Source organism: Cohnella terricola, from assembly GCF_007786475.1.
GTDB lineage: Bacteria > Bacillota > Bacilli > Paenibacillales > Paenibacillaceae > Cohnella > Cohnella terricola.
In genome coordinates, this window is record NZ_VNJJ01000001.1 from 205,139 (window position 1) to 225,465 (window position 20,327).

Annotated in this window: 18 protein-coding genes; 11 read left to right on the top strand and 7 right to left on the bottom strand. The window is 47.2% G+C overall.

What is annotated here, in order from left to right; genetic code table 11:
• Positions 1-22 precede the first annotated feature (22 nt).
• Complete coding sequence (locus FPZ45_RS00985) at positions 23-1,792, top strand: glycoside hydrolase family 2 protein (RefSeq protein ID WP_144697451.1); 1,770 nt, start codon at positions 23-25, stop codon at positions 1,790-1,792.
• Between the two features lie 93 nt (positions 1,793-1,885).
• Here the strand turns inward: FPZ45_RS00985 and FPZ45_RS00990 are convergent, their stop codons facing one another.
• Positions 1,886-3,856: a glutaminase domain-containing protein gene (locus FPZ45_RS00990; RefSeq protein WP_281284869.1), complete on the bottom strand. Its 1,971-nt coding sequence runs from the start codon at positions 3,854-3,856 to the stop codon at positions 1,886-1,888.
• A gap of 89 nt (positions 3,857-3,945) precedes the next feature.
• Between FPZ45_RS00990 and FPZ45_RS00995 the strand changes: the two genes are divergently transcribed.
• The 7 genes from FPZ45_RS00995 (at position 3,946) to nadE (ending at position 10,336) form a co-directional block, all read left to right on the top strand.
• Positions 3,946-4,761 (top strand): AraC family transcriptional regulator, encoded by an 816-nt coding sequence (locus FPZ45_RS00995; protein ID WP_144697454.1) that lies wholly within the window; start codon positions 3,946-3,948, stop codon positions 4,759-4,761.
• A gap of 135 nt (positions 4,762-4,896) precedes the next feature.
• On the top strand, positions 4,897-5,766 hold the full coding sequence (locus tag FPZ45_RS01000) for a leucine-rich repeat domain-containing protein (RefSeq protein WP_144697459.1): 870 nt from the start codon (positions 4,897-4,899) through the stop codon (positions 5,764-5,766).
• A 166-nt stretch (positions 5,767-5,932) separates the two neighbouring features.
• Entirely contained in the window at positions 5,933-6,709 is a 777-nt protein-coding gene (locus FPZ45_RS01005) for an NUDIX hydrolase (RefSeq protein WP_144697462.1), read from the top strand.
• A 101-nt stretch (positions 6,710-6,810) separates the two neighbouring features.
• Positions 6,811-7,380, top strand: a complete 570-nt coding sequence (locus FPZ45_RS01010; RefSeq protein WP_144697465.1) for a cysteine hydrolase family protein — start codon at positions 6,811-6,813, stop codon at positions 7,378-7,380.
• Between the two features lies 1 nt (position 7,381).
• Positions 7,382-8,866, top strand: a complete 1,485-nt coding sequence (locus tag FPZ45_RS01015) for a nicotinate phosphoribosyltransferase (protein ID WP_186438173.1) — start codon at positions 7,382-7,384, stop codon at positions 8,864-8,866.
• Between the two features lie 14 nt (positions 8,867-8,880).
• Entirely contained in the window at positions 8,881-9,501 is a 621-nt protein-coding gene (gene nadD / locus FPZ45_RS01020; protein WP_144697468.1) for a nicotinate (nicotinamide) nucleotide adenylyltransferase, read from the top strand.
• Positions 9,502-9,517: 16 nt separating this feature from the next.
• Entirely contained in the window at positions 9,518-10,336 is an 819-nt protein-coding gene (gene nadE, locus FPZ45_RS01025; protein WP_144697471.1) for an ammonia-dependent NAD(+) synthetase, read from the top strand.
• A gap of 63 nt (positions 10,337-10,399) precedes the next feature.
• Here the strand turns inward: nadE and FPZ45_RS01030 are convergent, their stop codons facing one another.
• The 6 genes from FPZ45_RS01030 to FPZ45_RS01055 all read right to left on the bottom strand — a co-directional run bounded on the left by FPZ45_RS01030 (position 10,400) and on the right by FPZ45_RS01055 (position 17,626).
• Entirely contained in the window at positions 10,400-11,476 is a 1,077-nt protein-coding gene (locus FPZ45_RS01030; RefSeq protein WP_186438174.1) for a response regulator transcription factor, read from the bottom strand.
• 11 nt (positions 11,477-11,487) lie between these two features.
• Positions 11,488-13,272: a sensor histidine kinase gene (locus FPZ45_RS01035; protein ID WP_144697477.1), complete on the bottom strand. Its 1,785-nt coding sequence runs from the start codon at positions 13,270-13,272 to the stop codon at positions 11,488-11,490.
• A 124-nt stretch (positions 13,273-13,396) separates the two neighbouring features.
• Positions 13,397-14,224, bottom strand: coding sequence for a carbohydrate ABC transporter permease (locus FPZ45_RS01040; protein ID WP_144697480.1), 828 nt, complete (start codon positions 14,222-14,224; stop codon positions 13,397-13,399).
• On the bottom strand, positions 14,224-15,105 hold the full coding sequence (locus FPZ45_RS01045) for a carbohydrate ABC transporter permease (protein WP_144697483.1): 882 nt from the start codon (positions 15,103-15,105) through the stop codon (positions 14,224-14,226). Before FPZ45_RS01045 ends, FPZ45_RS01040 begins: the two co-directional genes overlap by 1 nt.
• A gap of 78 nt (positions 15,106-15,183) precedes the next feature.
• Positions 15,184-16,473, bottom strand: a complete 1,290-nt coding sequence (locus tag FPZ45_RS01050; protein WP_144697486.1) for an ABC transporter substrate-binding protein — start codon at positions 16,471-16,473, stop codon at positions 15,184-15,186.
• Positions 16,474-16,765: 292 nt separating this feature from the next.
• Positions 16,766-17,626: a helix-turn-helix transcriptional regulator gene (locus tag FPZ45_RS01055; RefSeq protein WP_144697490.1), complete on the bottom strand. Its 861-nt coding sequence runs from the start codon at positions 17,624-17,626 to the stop codon at positions 16,766-16,768.
• A gap of 114 nt (positions 17,627-17,740) precedes the next feature.
• Here FPZ45_RS01055 and FPZ45_RS01060 point away from each other — a divergent pair, with 114 nt between their 5' ends.
• From FPZ45_RS01060 to FPZ45_RS01070, 3 genes are read left to right on the top strand one after another with little or no spacing between them, the layout of a single operon-like run.
• Positions 17,741-18,439 (top strand): ThuA domain-containing protein, encoded by a 699-nt coding sequence (locus tag FPZ45_RS01060; protein WP_186438175.1) that lies wholly within the window; start codon positions 17,741-17,743, stop codon positions 18,437-18,439.
• 52 nt (positions 18,440-18,491) lie between these two features.
• Positions 18,492-19,553 (top strand): NAD(P)-dependent alcohol dehydrogenase, encoded by a 1,062-nt coding sequence (locus tag FPZ45_RS01065; RefSeq protein WP_144697496.1) that lies wholly within the window; start codon positions 18,492-18,494, stop codon positions 19,551-19,553.
• Between the two features lie 49 nt (positions 19,554-19,602).
• The gene (locus FPZ45_RS01070; protein WP_144697499.1) at positions 19,603-20,325 is read left to right on the top strand and encodes an SDR family NAD(P)-dependent oxidoreductase; all 723 of its coding nucleotides are present in this window, start codon (positions 19,603-19,605) and stop codon (positions 20,323-20,325) included.
• Positions 20,326-20,327 lie beyond the last annotated feature (2 nt).

Sequence of the window (20,327 nt, forward strand, 5' to 3'; positions counted from 1 at the left end):
GAAGCAAAGGAGAGGTAATGCCATGTCGTTAACCATGTATAGACCTGATTATCCAAGACCGCAATTCGTTCGCGAGGACTGGCAAAATTTGAACGGAGAATGGAATTTCCGATTTGATGACAAGAACCGGGGGGAAGCCGAGCAATGGTATCGGAAGTTCGAGGCCGATCTTGCAATTCAGGTACCATTTGTCTACGAGACGAAAGCAAGCGGCATCGAAGATACGAGCTTTCATCCGTACGTATGGTACCAGCGCCATTTTTCGATTCCGGCCGAGCAGCGCGACAAGCGAACGCTGCTGCACTTCCAAGCCGTCGATTACACGGCTAAAGTGTGGGTTAACGGATCTTATATCGGCAGTCACGAGGGCGGCTATTCCGCGTTCTCCTTCGACATCACTCCTTATCTTGTGGACGGAGATAACCTTCTCGTCGTGAAGGCGGAGGACAGCGAAGATTGTACGCAGCCTCGAGGGAAGCAACGTTGGAGAAAGGACAACTTCGCCTGCTGGTACGTACAGACGACGGGAATATGGCAGACCGTTTGGCTGGAATATGTCAGCGAGCAATACGTTCAGTCGGCGAAAATCACCCCGGATCTGGATGCAAACGCCGTGCGTTTCGATTACCGCGTCGGCGGACTTTCGCCTCAAGGGGTCCAGCACAACGGAAACTATTATTTGACAACGAAGATCACGCTGGATGGGCAGCTCATTAAAGAAACCGGGATAACGGTCGACCGTTCGGCTTTGTCGCTTACCGTCGATCTGATCAGCGAAACGCCGGAGTGGCGGATTCAAACCTGGAGTCCGGAAAATCCGAAGCTGTATGAGGTCGAATTCATTCTAAACGACGGAAACGGGACGATCGATCGCGTGCATTCCTATTTCGGTCTTCGGAAAGTGTCCATCCAGAAGGGCAAAGTATTATTGAATAACTTACAAATCTATCAACGTCTGATTCTGGATCAAGGCTACTGGACGGACAGCCATTTGACTCCGCCATCGGAAGAAGCCATCATCGAAGATATCGATAAAATACTGGCGATGGGATATAACGGCGTACGCAAGCACCAAAAAATCGAAGACGCTCGATTCCTGTATTGGTGCGATGTGAAAGGCTTGCTGGTATGGTCCGAGATGGCTGCGACCTATGAGTTCAACGATCTTGCGATCAATCGCTTTACACGGGAATGGCAGGATATCGTTGAGCAGCATTACAATCACCCGTGCATCATTACGTGGGTGCCATTCAACGAATCCTGGGGAATTGCCAACGTATTCACAAACCGCAAGCAGCAGAGCTTCACGGAAGCCATCTATCATTTGACGAAATCTTTCGACCCGTACCGTCCGGTCGTCGTAAACGACGGCTGGGAGCATACGATCTCGGACATTATTACGCTGCATGATTACGAGGAGTCCGGTGACAAATTCGCCATTCGCTACGAGAACAAGGATGCAATTACGAGCAACGAAATCTCGCACATGAATTGGAAATATGCAATGGCGCAAGGCTACGGATATAGGGGACAGCCGATTATTATCAGCGAGTTCGGAGGCATCGCATTTCAGTCAGAATCCGGCTGGGGATATGGAAATCAGGTTGCTTCGGAGGAGGCATTTCTTGAGCGCTTCCGTAATATTACGCAGGCGATTAAGAGCACCGAATATATATGCGGTTTCTGCTATACGCAAGTCACCGATGTACAGCAGGAAGTGAATGGGCTGCTGTACGAGGATCGGACGCCTAAGATCGAGATGGCAAAAATCAAGGAGATCAATCTGGCCTAGAGAAAGAATCGTCGATACGCGAAAAGCACGCCCCCCAATGGATTACGGCAATCCGTCGGGAGGCGTGCTTTTTTTGTCAACAATTCACGTTATTCACTTTTGATAGCAATTAATTCCCTTGTCAATAAGCAGTTTAATGAATAGCCCGCCCTGAACGGATCTGTTTTGGAATTCTAGTATTTTTGCAGTGGTCGTTGAATAAAAATCCGTCATCGGAACACGGCTTTCCGACTCGTTATACGCAATCCACAGGCGATCTACGATGGTCGTGAAATCTTCCTTGTTATCGCAGAGCGTTGCGCTCCACACCAGCCAGTCCGATTTGGTATAGGTGTTGCGATTATCCAGCATAAGGCCGTAAGGGCCGGAATGCTTCTCGATATAAGCTTTCGTCTCCGCCTTGAAAGTATCTTTAGGGAATAAATTCAGACCGAAAATTTGATCCCATACCGCATTGTATTTCATGCTAAAGGAACCGGGACGATCGAATGCCAGACGGAAAGTTCCGTCTTCATTTGCGGCCATAACCAGCCATTTCTCAACCATGGAACCGGCGATTTTCATCAGTTCCTCTGCTTTGTCCTCATTTCCGGCTAAGCGGTTCAGAAGGGAGAAACTGGCGATTCCCATAATGGCTTTAATCGACAAATTGCAGTTATGGGCCAGATGCCCCGCGAAATCGTCCGTACATAACTGGTTATCTGGATCAACGCCGTTATCGATAAGGTAATTGCACCATTTTTCGAGATGGCTCCAATTCGCCTGAGCGAAAGAAATGTCATTTTCCGCAAGCGCGACTGCCGCGCAACAGATCAGCATATTCCCGCATTCTTCTACCGGCATCTGCCAATCAGGGCATGTCCCTTTGCTATAAACCTGTCCGTTAAGAAGCGGATAGGTCCCGACATCGTGCGGAGCAAAATCGAAATGCCAAACATCCATGGAGGCATATTTGAAAATCGGTCTTAGCATCCCTTTTACAAGCTCGGGGTTATAAATCAAAAATTGCGGGATGGAAGGGTAGGTTACGTCAACAGTGGCGGCGCAACCGTTACTGAAATTCTCCTTGGAAATAAACAGCACATCTCCGTTGGGATCCACACAAACTTTATGAGCAGCTATAGCCTGCCGGTAGGCAAGGGATAACAGCTCCGCGTATTTCTCATTGCCTGATTCTTTGGCATCCTGATACAGCTTGGACGAAAAGAGTTCGCATTTCTTGAAAAGACGATCATATTCGCTCAGTGCTTGCCGAATCGCTTCCTCGATGGTTTGGCCGTCTTTTTTCCAATAAGCATTCAGAGGCTCGTGAAAATATTCTATCGACTTGATATCGTCATAAGCGACGGCAAACAGTCCGTCCGAATTATGTTCCGTATCCAGCGCGATCGACAGCGACACCGTATGGTTTAGGGTGCCATAATTATTCGTACCAGCTGAGGATGAAACAACGGCCTGATTATGATTTGAAGCGAGATATAGGTATCCCCAATTGATTCTTATATCATCACCGGCTGCGGATAATACGTTCTGGATTTTACTGCCGACCCTGCCGCAGGTAAAGCCCGGTTGGCTAAGATCGGCATATTCGGTCGGAAACTCGTATTTCAAATTTTGGCATAACTCGTCATCCACCGTTATGGTAATCGTCACGCTATGGTTTTTCCCGTCATTGGACCGGACTTTCGAATGAATATAAGATACGGGTCTGGACAACAGGTTCAAATCATCCATCAGAAGGGGAGTCGTGAATGTCACTTCTAATTGAATCTCGTCACATACGAAACGGTAGGCGGTTGAGAGTGCAGTGATGTCCAGGCTGGTTTGTTCCATTTTCAAGCTGTTTGGCGTATCGCCCATAAATAGATACTCATTGCCATCTACCGAAGCAATGCCGGTCATCCGGTGAGGTTTGCCCGTCCAATGCTTGGTGTCCGAATCATTCAGACGATTGTCCATCGACCATACTGAAAAATAAGGATCTACAGTAATAAGTGGAACAGCTGGAGCCCGCAAATTCATTTCAATTCCTCCTGTTTTCGCCCTGGATTGAGTATGATGCAAAAAACTGATGTATCGCTTATGGTTTAATTTATCATTTTAATTGGGCTATAATAATAGAGAATATAATCACAAATGTGAGGATTATCATCATGCGTGAAGAAGTATATAACTTTTGGCAGATGTGCGATTCCAAGTATCCATTAAATGTCGTCATGTCGGGCATCTCTTATTGCGACAAAAATTACCGGATCGAGCGGCATGGACAGAACCTGTTTTCGTTCGAGTACATCATCGATGGCAGTGGCGTTCTGGAGATTAACTCCCAAACCGTATACCCTCAAAAAAATGACGTCTACATTTTGACTCGAGACAGCGATCACGTGTATTATTCCAGCGAAGATCATCCGTGGACTAAAATCTGGGTTGTTTTTTACGGGGAATTTGCCGAATATTTATTCAAGCAGTACCTACCTGCGGATACGTATATCGTAAAGGACTGCAGCATTCTTTCTTATATGAATGAAATCATCAACATCTCGTCGGCCAGCAATAAGAGTTATTCCGAATTGATCGACGAAGTCTCGGTTATGCTGCTCAAGATCGTTTTGCATCTAAAAAACCATTTGGAGCACAAAGTGCTCTCCGCTGCGGAGCAGATCAAATTATGCCTGGACGTAAACATTGAAAACAAGCTGGATATGGACGATGTTTGCATCCAGCTCGGATATTCAAAAAACCATATCATCAAGCTGTTTCGGGAAACGTACGGGATTACTCCTTATGCTTATTTCAGAAAGCACAAAGTCGAACTTGCCAAGCATTATTTGCTAAATACTCATCTCACCATCAACGAAATCTCCGTCAAGCTGAATTTTGCGGATCAGCATTATTTTTCTTCGACTTTTAGCGATATTGTCGGCATTCCACCATCCAAATATCGGAAAAGCAATAAAACGGAAAGATAGCTGGGGCTGGGTCTAAAACTAGGACCAACCAGTCGTATGTTTTGGAGGGCCACGGAGTAGTTAAAATTACAACAAAATTAATAGCCCTGGAGCGAGATATCTTTATGAACAAGAAAAACAAAGGAGAAGATGACCTTGAATAATGACCGGGATGGATTCATATTTGCTTCAGGCCCTCTAAATAGAAATGTCATTATTATAGAAGATCAAAGAATTGACGATTATGTCAATTACATCAATCAGAATGATATAAGATCGATTTATTTTAATTCCGGATACTATTATCTGGATAATGTTGACTGCCTAAAAAGAGTACAGAACATTGAAACTATAAATATTGGAGCAGCGATATCAAATTTTGATGGATTATACAGATCAAGCGAAAGTGTTAAGGTACTTTTGCTAGGCGACATCACAGGGCCAATTGATCTCTTACGTATGAAGTGTGTGGAAGAAATGGCTATCGATGTGAATAAATACGTACTTAATTTGGAGAAGTGTAAGCAGTTAAAGGAATTACGTATATGGAAGTATAAGAAAAATAATCTCGAAGAATTGTCAGGCCTTACAAATTTAAATTCAATGGCAATAACACAAAGTTCACTTGTAACATTAGACGGTTGTAATCGTTTAAATAACTTGAAACAGGTCGAATTAAATTACATGAGCAAGCTTGAAGATGTCAATCAACTAACAGAGCTAGCTGATACTTTGAAGGTGCTCCGAATCGAATCATGTAAAAAGATTAATTTTGATTTTTTACATCGGTTAAAAAATTTAGAGAAACTTTCATTAATTGATAGTGGTTCGATTCCAAACTTGAGTTTTGTGAAAAATCTGCCCAAGTTGAAGTTTCTGGTATTCTCTAAAACCAATGTAATCGACGGCGATCTTTCTTACTGTGAAGGAATAGAATATGTGGCTTTTGACAACAAAAAACACTACTCCCATAAGTCAAAGGATATTGATCAAAAAATCTGTCTTCAGCGTTTAGAAAGGCTATAGAAGAAGTGGTTGTTGCTCGTTGAGCGGCAACCGCTTTTTTTGCATATAGAACGAAGGCGGTCGTATTTTTTAGCGAACCATGGAAAAAGATGGTTGATTTTCGAATATACTTATGATAATGTTCAATTAACAAAATGTTAAATGTTAATAGAAAGGGGGTTGCACAGTGTCTAACAAGGAAGCAATAGAGCAATATGACGTAAAGAAATACAGAACACCAGATGGTTATACGTCGGATATTGCTGTTTTCACGATACTGCCGGTTGAATCAAAAGAATTTAAGCCACCTGTGCTCGATCTCAAGATTATGCTTATCCAACGGAGCAAACTTAACAGTGAGGGGAAGCCAAATATCGAGGCAGGAAAGTGGGCACTGCCTGGTGGATTCGTTGATCCAAACGAAACTGCATTCGAAAGTGCAAAGCGTGAACTGTACGAAGAAACGGGCGTAGAGGACATTCATCTCGAACATTATGGTGTGTATGATAAACCAGGACGTGATCCGAGGGGGTGGATTATCACTAATGCACACTTTGCGATTGTGCCAGAGCACAAACTCTCGAAGCGACAAGCAAATGATGATGCCGCAGACGTTCAACTGTTCTCTGTAAAAGAGGTTATGAATCTGGATCTCGCCTTTGATCATGCAAAAATGATCACCGATGCAATCAACGTAATCCGGCAAAAGCTACTTGAAACGACAGTGGCTAAGGAATTTTTGCCAGAAGAATTTACTTACTCTGAGCTTCAAGCGGTTCTTCTAACGGTCACGGATGATTCCGCAATTGCGTTAGAAGCGGCATTTGCAAGAAAGATTAAGTCTTTGCCGTTCATCCAAGAAGTCGAAGGGAAGAAGACTACCCGTACTTCGAAAAGACCGACAAAACTATACAGATTCATCGATATAGAATTAAACAAATCCATTTACCACGCCAAAATTTAACAATAACAATGTTCTTTGAGTGATGGATGAGCAAATCTGATTTTTTTACTCGTAACAATTAACAATTGTGCAATAGTTAAAAATAAAAGGAGGAATGCAATATGGAAAAGAAAAAAGCACTCATTAATATTGATTACACAGTAGATTTTGTTGCAACGAATGGGAAGTTGACCTGTGGAATACCAGGGCAGGCTGTTGAAGGAAGAAATGTTGAAATTACAAAAGAGTTTATTCAAAACGGTGATTTCGTGGTCTTCGCAATCGACATTCACAAGGAAAGAGATCCGTTCCATCCTGAAACAAAGCTGTTCCCGCCACACAATATTGAAGAAACTGATGGTCGCAAGCTTTTCGGTCAACTAGAGGGGCTGTATCAAGCGAATAAGGACGCAAAGAACGTCTACTGGATGGATAAAACAAGATACAGTGCATTTGCTGGAACGGATTTGGAACTTCAACTTCGGGCAAGAGGCATTACTGAGCTTCACCTTATAGGTGTTTGCACCGACATTTGCGTACTTCATACCGCAGTCGATGCTTATAACAAAGGCTTTGAGATAGTCATTCATGAAGATGCAGTTGCAAGCTTTGATGCCGAAGGTCATGTGTGGGCACTCAGACACTTCAAAGGTACGCTCGGAGCGACCGTTGTCAAACAGGGGGAGAACTAAGATGAAAAAGATCGATCTTCCATTATTGAATCATTCCGATGACAGCTTTGCACTGCATACTGATAAATATCAGATCAACATGACACAAGCCTACTGGCAAGATAACATGCATAATCGCAAGGCAATTTTTGAAGTTTATTTCCGCAAATTGCCCTTCCAAAATGGCTATGCCGTATTCGCGGGACTTGAACGCGTCATCCGCTATCTGAAGGATTTTCGTTTTTCCGAAAGCGATCTAGTTTTTTTGCAAGAAGAAGGATACAGCGAACAATACTTACAATATCTGAAGTCGCTTCGTTTTTCGGGGAAACTCCTCTCGATGAAAGAGGGAGAGTTGGTTTTTGCGAATGAACCGATTATGCGTATCGAAGCTCCGCTTGCCGAAGCCCAGCTTATTGAAACGGCAATCCTGAATATTGTTAACTTCCAAACCCTAATCGCCACGAAAGCATCGCGAATTAAGCAAGTTGTTGGCGATGATAAGACGATGGAGTTTGGAACAAGGCGGGCACAAGAAATGGATGCCGCTATTTGGGGAACAAGAGCCGCTTACCTAGCTGGTTTTGAAGCAACTTCGAATGTACGGGCGGGAAAATTGTTTGGCATTCCGGTATCCGGTACACATGCTCATGCAATGGTTCAAGCCTATCGTGATGAATACCAAGCTTTCCGCAAATACGCAGAGACACACAAGGATTGTGTATTTCTCGTGGATACCTACGACACATTGAAATCGGGTGTACCGACAGCAATCAAAGTGGCTAAGGAATTTGGGGATCGAATCAACTTTAATGGCATTCGTCTCGATAGCGGAGATCTTGCGTATCTTTCGAAGGAAGCTCGGAAAATGCTCGATGACGCAGGGTTTAAGAACACAAAAATCTATGCCTCGAATGATCTAGACGAACAAACGATCTTGAACCTGAAAGCACAAGGGGCAAAGATTGATGTATGGGGGATTGGCACAAAGCTTATTACGGCTTACGATCAGCCTGCTTTGGGTGCCGTTTATAAATTGATTTCGATTGAAGACGAAAATGGCGAGATGGTTGATACCATAAAGATCAGTTCGAATCCTGAAAAAATATCGACTCCGGGACGCAAGCGTGTTTTTCGCATCATTAACAAGACGAACAATAAGTCCGAGGGCGATTATATTGCACTTGAACATGAAGAGCCTGAGAAAGACGAGCGTCTTCATATGTTCCACCCTGTTCATACCTATATCGCGAAGTTTGTAACGAACTTCGAAGCAAGAGAGCTTCATCAACCTATTTTTATAGATGGAGAACTTGTTTATAAGCTTCCGACTCTTCACGACATTCGTGCTTTTGTAAAAGAAAACTTGAATGTCTTGTGGGAAGAATATCGAAGAACGCTAAATCCGGCAGAATACCCAGTGAATCTTAGCCAGAAATGCTGGGATAACAAAATGGAACGCATTGCAGAGATTCGAGAAAAAGTTGCAGAAGCAATCGAGGCATAGGGGGATGATTCTAAGTGGCTAAAATCGGAATTTATGGCTCTTCGTTTGATCCGATTACAATTGTTCACTTGTGGACGGCAAGCACAATCGCTCATCGTTGCAAACTGGACAAGGTGATTTTCTTGCCTTGTTCGAGTAAGCGGCAAGATAAACAGATGAATATATCAGACGAACATCGCTTAAACATGCTTCAAATGGCGATTGCCGGAAACGAAAAGTTTGTCGTTGATGATTATGAGATGCATCAGCTCGGTTGGGAGATTGCAACATATAAAACACTCAAGCATTTCAAAGAGAGATATCCTGATGATGACATTTACTTCATCATGGGAGCAGACTTGCTTGTTGATATTGGGGAAGGGAAATGGCAAAAAGCTGACGAGTTAATTCGTGAGAACAAGTTTATTGTAATGGCAAGAGACGGAATTAATATGCTTTCTGCAATTAGCAAATCCCCGATCCTTCGAAATGCAGATGACGGTCAAACTTTTCACCTTATCGACAAAGGGTTGGCAATGGAGATCAGCTCCAGGTACATTCGCGATGAGTTTATGCGAGGTGGCGAACCCAGGTATTTAATGCCCGATTGTTGTTACGACTATATTAAAGAACATCAGCTTTATCAAAATCTCTAAAGGTGTGTGTAAGTAAATGAGCAAGCAAAATGAAATTATCGAAACACTGAACGTTAAGCCTGTTATTGATATAACACTCGAAATCCAAAATCGGATCCATTTTCTGAAAGCATACTGCAAAAAGTCGGGGGCAAAAGGGTTTGTGCTTGGCATTAGCGGTGGTCAAGATTCAACACTTGCTGGATACCTCTCGCAAAAAGCGGCAGAGGAACTTCGTGCAGAAGGTTATGATGCTTCGTTTATTGCGATACGTCTCCCGTATGGCACACAACAAGACGAAGATGATGCACAGCGAGCTTTGGCGTTTATCAATCCTGACAAAGTGTTTACTATTAATGTGCAAAAAGCAGTGAATGCGTTTGCCGAAACATATGAAGAAAGCCTAGGGAACCCATTGCAGGATTATCACAAGGGAAATGTAAAGGCGAGAATGCGTATGGTAGCTCAATACGCAGTTGCAGGAAAATTACAATGCTTAGTAGTTGGATCTGATCATGCGGCAGAGGCGGTAACGGGATTTTATACAAAGTTTGGTGATGGTGGAGCGGATATTATGCCTTTGTCGGGACTAACGAAGGAGCAGGGTAGTGCGTTGCTGAAAAAGCTAGGTGCTCCTAAAGCTTTATACATGAAAGTTCCAACGGCAGATTTGCTCGACAATAAGCCGCAACAAGCTGATGAAATGGAACTTGGTCTTGGATATCAAGAGTTGGATGCTTATCTTACGGGGAATGCAGTCTCTACAGAAGCACAAGCAAATATTGAACATCGTTATGAAGTGAGTAAACATAAACGAGAGCTTCCAGTCACGCCATTTGATACGTGGTGGAAGTAATCGGTCGAAGGCCGCCCGGCAGGGGCGGCCTTTAACCGAAAATGCTCTCCGAGAATAACATACTCATTTCTCCCGCAGCGCCAGGGGAGACATGCCGTAATACTTCTTAAAAACCTTGTGAAAGTACGAGGCGTCGCTGTACCCTACCGAAGTCGCAATATGATTGATCGGAAGCCTGCCGTCCAGTATGGCTTCCTTTGCGGCTTCCATACGCAACCGGGTAATGTTGTCCATAATATTTTCGCCGATCTGGCTTTTGTAAGCCTTGCTCAAGTATTCCTTGCTCACGTAAAATCGCACAGCGAGTTTCTCCAGCGAGATCGGTTCTTTATAATGAACGTTGATGTATTGCTGAATTTCTTTGAGATCGATTTTTTTCTTGGCTTTGCGGAGCGCGTCGATGTGGCCAAGCGCGATGTCGTACAAGGTCGTAAGTTTCTCGTGAGCCTCCGCGCCGGTCATAGGCCTGGCTTGTTCCCCATGCAGCAGGCGATCGTCCTCGAAGGCTTCCTTCATCTCCGTGCCAGCCAGCGACATGCATTCCTCCAATTCCTTGAGGAATTCCTGGTAGATTCGCCACCATTGGTATGAGTTTTCCTCGATTTTCGATTTCAACTGTTCGAAGCACTCGGTCAAAGCTTGCCGAATCGCATCCGAATTCCCAAGGTTCACGAATGTGCGGACGTTTCGCTTATGCTGCACGACAATATTCAGGACATCGGATGGAAGCACGATGATCGAGCTTGCGGCCCGCCCGGTTCGTTCTTTCGTAATTCGAACGAGGCAAGCCAGCAGAGCCTGCTTCAAGCTTTCCTTATCGAGCGGCTTGAGCAAATATTCGATAACCCCCGAACGGATCGCTTGTTTCGTGTAGACGAAATCGTCATGCCCGCTGAGAACGATCAATTTGATCTCGGGATGATGCTGTTCCAGCTTCTTCAGCAATTCGACGCCGTTCATATGGGGCATGTTCATGTCTGTAATGACGATATCGGGCTTGCGTTCGCGAATGAGCGAGAAGCCGTCCTCGCCGTTTTCTTCCTCGCCGATGATCTGGATGCCCAGATTCGAATCATGAACGAACTGCTTGATCAATTCTCGCGTCCAATACTCGTCCTCTATGACGATGAGCGTAAACATGGGGCATGACCTCATTTGTTGGATGGGATGTAAGGGAGCGTAATCGTCACAAGGGTTCCGCGGCCCCCCGGATGGTTTTGTAGCGTAAGACCGTAGGGCTCTCCGAAGTGGATGCCGATCCGGGCGTTAATGTTTCGCAGTGCCATACTATTCGTGAATGTGATAACGTCACCTGGGTCCGACAACAGGCTTTCGTTGATTTCCGCTAGTCGCTCGGGAGGAATGCCGATGCCGTTATCCATAATGGAGATCCGGACGATATCCGCTTCCCTGACGGCGTCGATCTTGATGATCCATGGTGCTTTCGTATGCTGGAATCCATGCTCGAAAGCGTTCTCCACAATAGGTTGTAAAATAAGTATAGGCAGCAAAGCAGTCTTCGCACTTTCGTCAATCTGAAAATGCTTTTCGATTTTGTCCTTGAATCGGAAATTCTGGATCGTCAGATAATTGTCTACGTGCTCGATTTCCTGCATCAGCGTGACAAAATCGTCCCCCGTAGTCATCGTATATCGAAAGTTGCTGCTGATTGTCTGGATAATCTGATAGACTTCGGGCACGTTTCTGGCGACGGCCATCGCCCCGAGACTTTGCAGCGTATTATGAAGGAAATGCGGGTTGATCTGCGCCTGCAGAGCCTTAAACTGGGCATTTCGTTTCTCGATATAAATGCGGTAGCGAGCGCGTATCATTTCCGAGTATTTTTGCTCCAGCAGCCCGATCTCGTCGTTTCGCTTCGTCTCGATATATTCGTCATGATTGGACTCTGCGGTAAAGGAGATGGCGCGAGCCAGCTTCAAGATCGGATTCGTCGCTTTATTCGCGAGCAGAATCGAAGCGGCCAGAGAGAAGATCAGCAGCCCGATCCCGAGGCTAACGCTGAACCAGAGCGTGCGGCGATTGCTTTCGAGAACGGCGCTCGTAGGAATGGCTTTGACCAGAAACATGGAGCCGTCCCCGACCGCCTGCTGGAACACATAGTACGATTTCGTTTTGAAAAAGGCCTCGCCTGACCCGGAGGACAGCGCGGCGTGAATGTCCTGAAGTGCGAGGCTGTCGTAATCGGCGCCCGGAAGCCCATGCACGGCGCGGCCTTCCCGATCCATGATGAAAATAAGGCTGTTCTCCTCGCTTTTTACCGATTGCAGAATCGGGTCGAGCATACTCCAGTTGACGTGAATCGATATGCCGCCGAGGATGGAACGATCGATGAATTTGAACATCGTGCGATACATATGAAAATGGGGGGACTGCTGATCCTCCATATAATAGGCAAGTTTAAGATTTCCTAAGCGATCCCACGGCAATGGCAGCGCATGGGACGAATGGGCGATGATCCGGCTTTCCCCGTTAATCATCGTATAGCTTTTATTTTCACGGCTGCTGAATACACTGATCTGATCGAACAGATTCAAATTCGGCAAGTACACGGAATTGAGCTTGTTAAGGATATAGGACTGAACGATGTAGCTCGGTTCCATATCGGAATCAAGCGCACCTTCCAAATAACGCGTAATCGTCAAGTCGGCCATGACGGAAAACATGAGATTGTCCAGCAGCTTCAGCTTCTCGTCAATAAACTGCCCGGACCAGATGATACTGGATTGATTGGTCGTGCGAATTTCCGCTTCTAGATTTTTTCTCGATTCGGATATCGCTACCGCCGTGATGGCAATGACGGGGACACACGTAATCAGCATCATCATAAGCAGAAGCTTCTTCTTAATGCTGCTGGAGAAATATTCGATGAACCGGATGCTAGAAGAGATCAGCTTATTTTTGATGCGATTGCTCATCTGTCGAATGCCACCCCCGTGACGAAAAAGGGAGCGATCGAATCATCGCCCTTTCGCTCCCTCCTTGTTTCGTAAAACGTAATTTTGCCATTTTGCGCAGCCTATTGCAAGGCGACGGATGAGATTAGCCCTTAACCGCGCCTTCGGCGATTCCTTGGACGATGAAGCGCTGGAAGAACAAGTACAGCACGACGACCGGCAAGGAAGTCAACACGAGAATGCTGAGAATATAAGACCATTCCGTCGAATACTGCCCGAAGAATACGCTGGCCGCCAGAATGAGCGTATAGCTTTCATATTTGGTTAGCATAATCAGCGGAAGCATGAAATCGTTCCAGATCCACAGGACGTTCAGAATAGCGATCGTCACCGTGATCGGCAGCAGAAGCGGAAAAATAATATGCGTAAACGTTTTAAGCTGACCGCAGCCGTCCATATGGGCGGATTCCTCGAGCTCCCTCGGAATGGATTTCACGAATCCGTGATAGAGGAAGACGGCGAAGTTGACGCCAAGCCCGATATAGATCATCGGCAATCCGTAGACGGAGCTTTGGACGTGGAACGTTTTGGCGACTTTGATTAACGAGAACATGATCGCGTAGAACGGAACGAGCATAGACGAGAAAAACAGGAAAAAGAGCAGTTGGCTTAGCTTGCCGGGCGTACGGGAAATTTTGTAACCGGCGAGAGAGCCGCAGGAGATAATCCCGACAACGGAAATGACGGTAATGACGGTCGTATTGTACAGGTTGTTCATGAGATGAATTTCAGTCAGAACATGCTTGTAATTTTCCCAATGGATCTTGGTTGGCAAGCTAAGCACCGATTTGAACATTTCGCCTTGCGTCTTGAACGAGTTGAAGACGGCCAGCACGATTGGGAACATGAAAAACACCGTTACGGCAATCAAGATGGCTAGCACGACGATGGTCAGGAGGCGGTTGGATTTCATTAAGCTTCCACCTCTTTCTTCTTAAATACCGTAACTTGTACGAACGTGATGATAATGATCATAAAGAACAGAATCATCGCTTTGGCCGTTGCATATCCGAACTGGCGGTCTCTTGCAAAGCCTTCCTGATAGACGTTAAGCGCGATGACTTCCGTGCTGTAGCCGGGACCGCCGCCGGTCAAGGCGTAGACGACCTCGAAAATTTTGAACGAGCTGTTGAGCGTCAGGAACACGCATATCGTTATCGCCGGCATCACCAGAGGGAGAATGATGTGATAGAACCGGCGGAACGTGGAAGCTCCGTCGATCGTGGCGGCTTCTTTCAAATCTTTCGGCACGCCTTGCAGTGCGGCGATATAGATAATCATCAGATATCCAGCGCCTTGCCAGACGGTCACGATCACGGTTGAGAGGAACGCCATATTCGGCGTACTAACCCAGCCCTGATCGAGAAAGCTGAGAAGGGTGTATTCCGCCAGCTTCGGGGCGACTCGGGAGAAAATGAACGCCCACATGAGGGTACTGATATAAATACTGACCATATTCGGCATGAATATAAGCGTGCGGAATAACGTTTTGGATTTGGTGCGGCTTTCGATTAACAATGCCAAGCACAGCGCGATCGCATTTTGCAAAATCACGATGACGACCACGTATTTTAACGTATACAGCAGCGAATGGATAAACTGCGGATCGGAAGTAAGAGCTTGAATATAATTGCTGATGCCGACGAACTTATAGTCCTTGTACAACCCGTTCCAATCGGTCAAGCTGTAGTAGAATCCGCCGATCGTCGGATAGACGAGGAAGATAGCATAGAACAGAAGCGCCGGAGCGGAAAAAGCCAATAATGAAAGCCAAGGTTTTGATTTATATGACACGATTGTCACCGCCTGTCAGGAATGAAAAAACGGTAATCGGAAGTCCATCACCGTTTTTTCGTTATGTTGCTCTTGAAGTTACTTACCGGCTCCTACTGATTTTTTCCACGTTTTGTTAACGGAATCGACGTACTGGTCTTGCGAAATGGATTTGGCGTAGTAGGCCTGGGCCAGCTTGTCCTTGTCCTGATCGGCTGCGACCGGAAGCGTCAAGCCGAGGAAACCTTGACCGGCGTCGACGATATTTTGCGCGTCCTCGTCCCAAGGGAAGGATTTGATCGTTTGGTTCGTCGCGACTTTGTTGAATTTCAAGCTTTCGAAGAAAGCGGAAGAGTCCTGATCGTCAAGAATATAGTTCAGGAAGTCGAGTGCCACGTCCTTGTTCGGGCCATCCGGGTAAGCGGTCAGCGTGGTCGTGATGGCGATGACGACTTTGGTCGATTGCGGATCGTCGTTGATCGGCAGCGCGCCGAGTCCCAGGTTGAAGTTTGGATTAACTTTCAGAATGCTGTCGGAATACCATGGGCCGGTTACGAACATCGCGGCTTTGCCGTTCGCGAAGTCGGCAATACCGTCTTCGGCGCTCAGCTCCAGAGCATTGGAGTTGCCGTTGGCGTTGATCACATCAACTACGTCGAACAGCCCGTTATCCTTCAAATCCTTGAAGGAAGCTTTGTCCGTAGTCATATCGTCCCACCACGTCGGCAGCTTCGTGTTGACGATCGACTGCATGCTGAGGAAGAACGGCCAGCCGGCAACGAAGCTGTCTTTGTAAGCGAGGACGAACGGCGTTACGTTATTGCCTTTCAGCTTTTCGGCGAGCGCTTTCAATTCGGACAGCGTCTGCGGAGGCGTCACGTTGTTCGCTTCGAAAATATCTTTGTTGTACAAGTAGCTCCAAGAGAAGCTCTCCATCGGCACGCCGTATATTTTTCCATCGATTTTGGAAGCTTCGCGCATACTGTCCGTCAGCTTGGCGACGAACGGTTCGTTTGATAGGTCCGCTGCGTAGCCGCCTTTGACGAAATCTGCCCCTTTGGTCGCGAAGTTAAAGGAGTAGATGTCGGGAGCATCCCCGCTGGCGAGCCTTGTCGGAAGAAGGTTTTCATCGGATGGCAGCTCAAGGTTGTACGAAACCTCGATGTTTTTCTCCGCGAGCTCTTTCGCCGCGAACTGCTTCAAATACCCGTCGAACTGGTCCTTAAAGCGGCCGGCCAGGGGGAGCATGATGGACAGCTTTACTTTTCTAACGCTGCCTTGCTCGCCATCGTTCTTGGATCCGGAGCTGTTTCCGCTGCCGCTGGAGCAGCCGGCAATCAAAGCCGGGACAAGCGTCGACACGGCCATAAGCTTTAATGTTTTTTTCACGTTGTAGCCTCCCTTATTTCATGTGAGCGTTTGCAAATCCGATTATATAAAGGGGGCGAAAGTTTGTAACTGGACGATATTAGTTTGCCCGACTGGAATAAATTAATCTCCAAGGGTTGCCTCTTTGTGCTTCCAGTACAAGATGACAAATGCATGGTACGAAAGCACAAAGCGCATGAGAAATATACAAAACTTGAATCGGATGTTCCATTTCAGCGAGGGGGAATTGTCCATTAGAATGGCGTTGTCGGCAGGTAGAGGGGAGGAAGGAGAGGAGCCGTCGGCTCCAGTGCTATTCGATATGAAGGAAGGAAGCGCGTGAATTTTCTTTATATTTGGACGGAGAGACTCCGACCCATTTTTTGAATTGCTTGCTGAAATGATGGATGTCCGGGTAACCGGCTTTCAATGCGACTTCGCCGATAGACAGATCGGTAGACGCAAGCAGCGTTTGCGCCTTCTGCAGCCGGATTTTGTTCACGTACAGAATCGGGGAAGTTTTCATGATGTCGTTGAAAATGTAATGGAAACGGGTAGGCGAAACCGACAGCAAGCTGGCCAATTCCTCGCGGGTAATCGGCTTGTCGATGTTCTGGTCGATGTATTCGAGAACGCCGGCGATTTTCGTAAAATGTATAAAGAAATCAATGCTCTCCCGTTTGATTTTCGAGGCGTCGAGAATCGCGACCAACAACTCAAGCGCCAGAGCTTTGGCGTGAATGATGGATTTGATGGAGATTTTATCCGACGAGCCGCTTTCCGACGATTCGGACAGCTTTCTCACCCATTGCGAGATGAGCTCGCTATCCGCTCCTGTGACGATGGACGGCACATTGAACAGCGACAAAATATCGATATTTTGCAAAAAAGTGTAGTGAATGTGCGCGTAATGGACTTTGCCGATATCCATTCTGTACTTGTGTTTCACGTAGGGCGGCACGATTAGCGTGTTGCCGCTTCCGGCCGTTACGATCTCGTTCGTCTCGTATTCGCAGTAGCATTCTCCTACGAGCGGGCTTACGATGACGGTATAAGGAAGAATCCTCCACTCGTTGAAGTGGATGGAGGATACGGTCTGATTGTTCGCATGGGAATACAAATAGTGAGAAATTGTGTTCTCGATTAATTGGGAGAAGAGATGTCCCGTCGTCATAGCCGAATGCACTCCTATCGTACCCGTTCCAATGTCGATTCCTATATTAGAGGATGGGTATCCAATTAGCAAGACAAGCTGCAGGACCTACAATTAAATAAGGAGAGGGTACTCTTGTCTAACCAACCGTTAAAAGTATTGCTAATCTCGGGAAATGAAAATCATAAATGGCACAATTGGGAGGAGAATACCCCTCTTATTCAGGAAGCGCTGCAAGCGGAGGGCGATATCGCGGTAACCTTATCGCTGGATATAGAGGTTCTAGCCGGGGATCTGGCTGAATTCGACGTTCTAGCGTTGAACTATTGCAACTGGCACGATCCGACGGAGCTGAGTGAACAGGCGAAAGCGAACGTCATCGCTTTCGGCGAGCAAGGCAAAGGAATCGTCATTTTGCATTTCGCGAACGGTGCGTTCCATTTCTCCTTGCCGGAAGCGGGAGCTTCCGACTGGCCGGAATACCATCGTATCGTGCCTCGGGCATGGAACCATCATGGCGAAAGCGCTCATGATGACTACGGAACGTTTACGGTTCGTATGCTGGACGAGTCCCATCCGATTACGCAAGGAATCGCGCCGTTCGAAACACAAGATGAGTTATACTTCAATCAGGAGGGCGACGTAGAGATTCACCCGCTGTATGCGGCCGTTTCGAATATCACGAACAAGGAAGAGCCGCTTGCATGGACGTCCGGCTACCGGAATTCGCGGGTATATCAGACGCTGCTCGGGCACGATCGCCATGCCTACACCGCATCGGAAGTCCGCGAGACGCTGAGAAGAGCCGTTCGCTGGGTAGCCCGCCGACTGTAGGTTGTAGTAAGAATCACTTCATAAAGATGATTTCATTGGGGGGCGACACCGGATGGAGAGCAATAAAATGGCGGCGGCGGTGATGGATCGGCCGCTGTCGATCGAGATCAGGCAGGTGGACATTCCCGAGCCCAAATGGGATGAAGCGCTCGTTCGCGTTCATTGCATCGGTATTTGCGGCTCCGACGTTCATTATTACGAGCATGGCAGAATTGGCCGCTATGTCGTGGAGAAACCGATTATTCTCGGACACGAGCTTGCCGGCACTGTCGTAAAAGTTGGCAGAGGCGTAGGCAACGTTCAGGTAGGCGACCGGGTGGCCGTCGAACCGGGCGTGACGTGCGGTCGCTGCGAATATTGCAAGTCCGGTCGGTATAACCTTTGTCCCGACGTCGTCTTTATGGCAACGCCTCCGGTGGACGGCGCCTGGGCCGAATATGTCGCGATCCGAAGCGATTTTCTGTTTAAGCTGCCGGACGGGATGAGCTTTGAGGAGGGCGCTCTGCTAGAGCCGCTGTCCGTCGGCTTTCACGCGATGCGCCGGGGCAAGATCCAACCGGATCATACTGTGCTCGTAACCGGACTTGGGCCGATCGGCCTGCTGGCGTTGGAAGCGGCGAAGCTATTCGGCGTGACGGAGCTCTACGGGAGCGACGTGGTCGCTTTCCGGCGCGAGCTGGCGATGGAGCTTGGGGCGACGGGCGTCATCGATCCGACGCAAGGATCTATTGCCGAGCAGCTTGGCGATGCGGAGGGCTTTAAGGGATTTGATGTCTTGATCGAAACGTCGGGCAATGCCCGGGCGATTGCCGACAGCATCCGTCTCGTCAAGCGCGGGGGTACGATTGTGCTGGTCGGCTTGCCCGTAGCAGAGTCGATCCCGGTCGACGTGGCCCAATTGGTCGATTCGGAATTAGACGTTTATGGCTTATTCCGTTATGCCAATACGTATCCGGCTGCCATCCAAGCCTTGAGTAGAGGCAATCAGGACATTCGACGGGTCATCACGCACAAATTTCCTCTTCGCTCGATTAAAGAAGCGGTAGAGACGGCCCGCACGCAAAAAGAAACGAGCATCAAAATTATGATATATCCGGACGAAAAGCATGTTTAAGCTTGTCCGTTCGCAACGAGAGAGAGCCTAATATGGGGAGGACGATAATATGAGCAAGTCCATATGCATTACGGGAGCCGACCGGGGATTAGGCTTCGAATTGACGCTGAATTTCTTGGAGCGGGGATATACGGTGTACGCGGGTAAATATTTGGCCGAGTGGAAGGATCTTGACGGGCTTGCGGAGCGTTACGGCGATCGCATTGTTCCCGTTCAGATGGACGTATCGAACGATGACAGCGTGAAGAGCGTGGGCGCTTTTATCTCCGAACGTACGGATAAGCTGGATATGTTGATCAACAACGCGGGCATTCTGCTCGATAGGGACGCAACCGTCTACGACGATCTGAATTTCGATAATATGTTGAAAGAGTACAACGTCAACTCAATCGGCCCGCTCCGCATGACCCAAGCGCTTGCCCGCTTGCTCATGAACAGCGACAGCAAGCTCATCGTCAACATCTCCTCCGAGGCAGGGCAAATCCAACAGCCAGAAAGGGAAGGCTGGTACGGCTACTGTATGTCCAAAGCGGCGCTGAACATTCAATCCAATATTCTTCATAATCACTTGAAGAAAGAGGGCGGAAGAGTTATCGCTATTTATCCGGGCTGGATGCAGACGTATATGAACGGCAAGCTGGACACATCGGCAGAACTGACTTCCAAACAAGCGGCGACTTACATTGCCGATACAATTGTTCGTCTGGGCGCGGAAGAGCTTGGAGACCGGCCTCTGTTCGTGAACAATATAGGGGAACAGATGGAGTGGTAAGG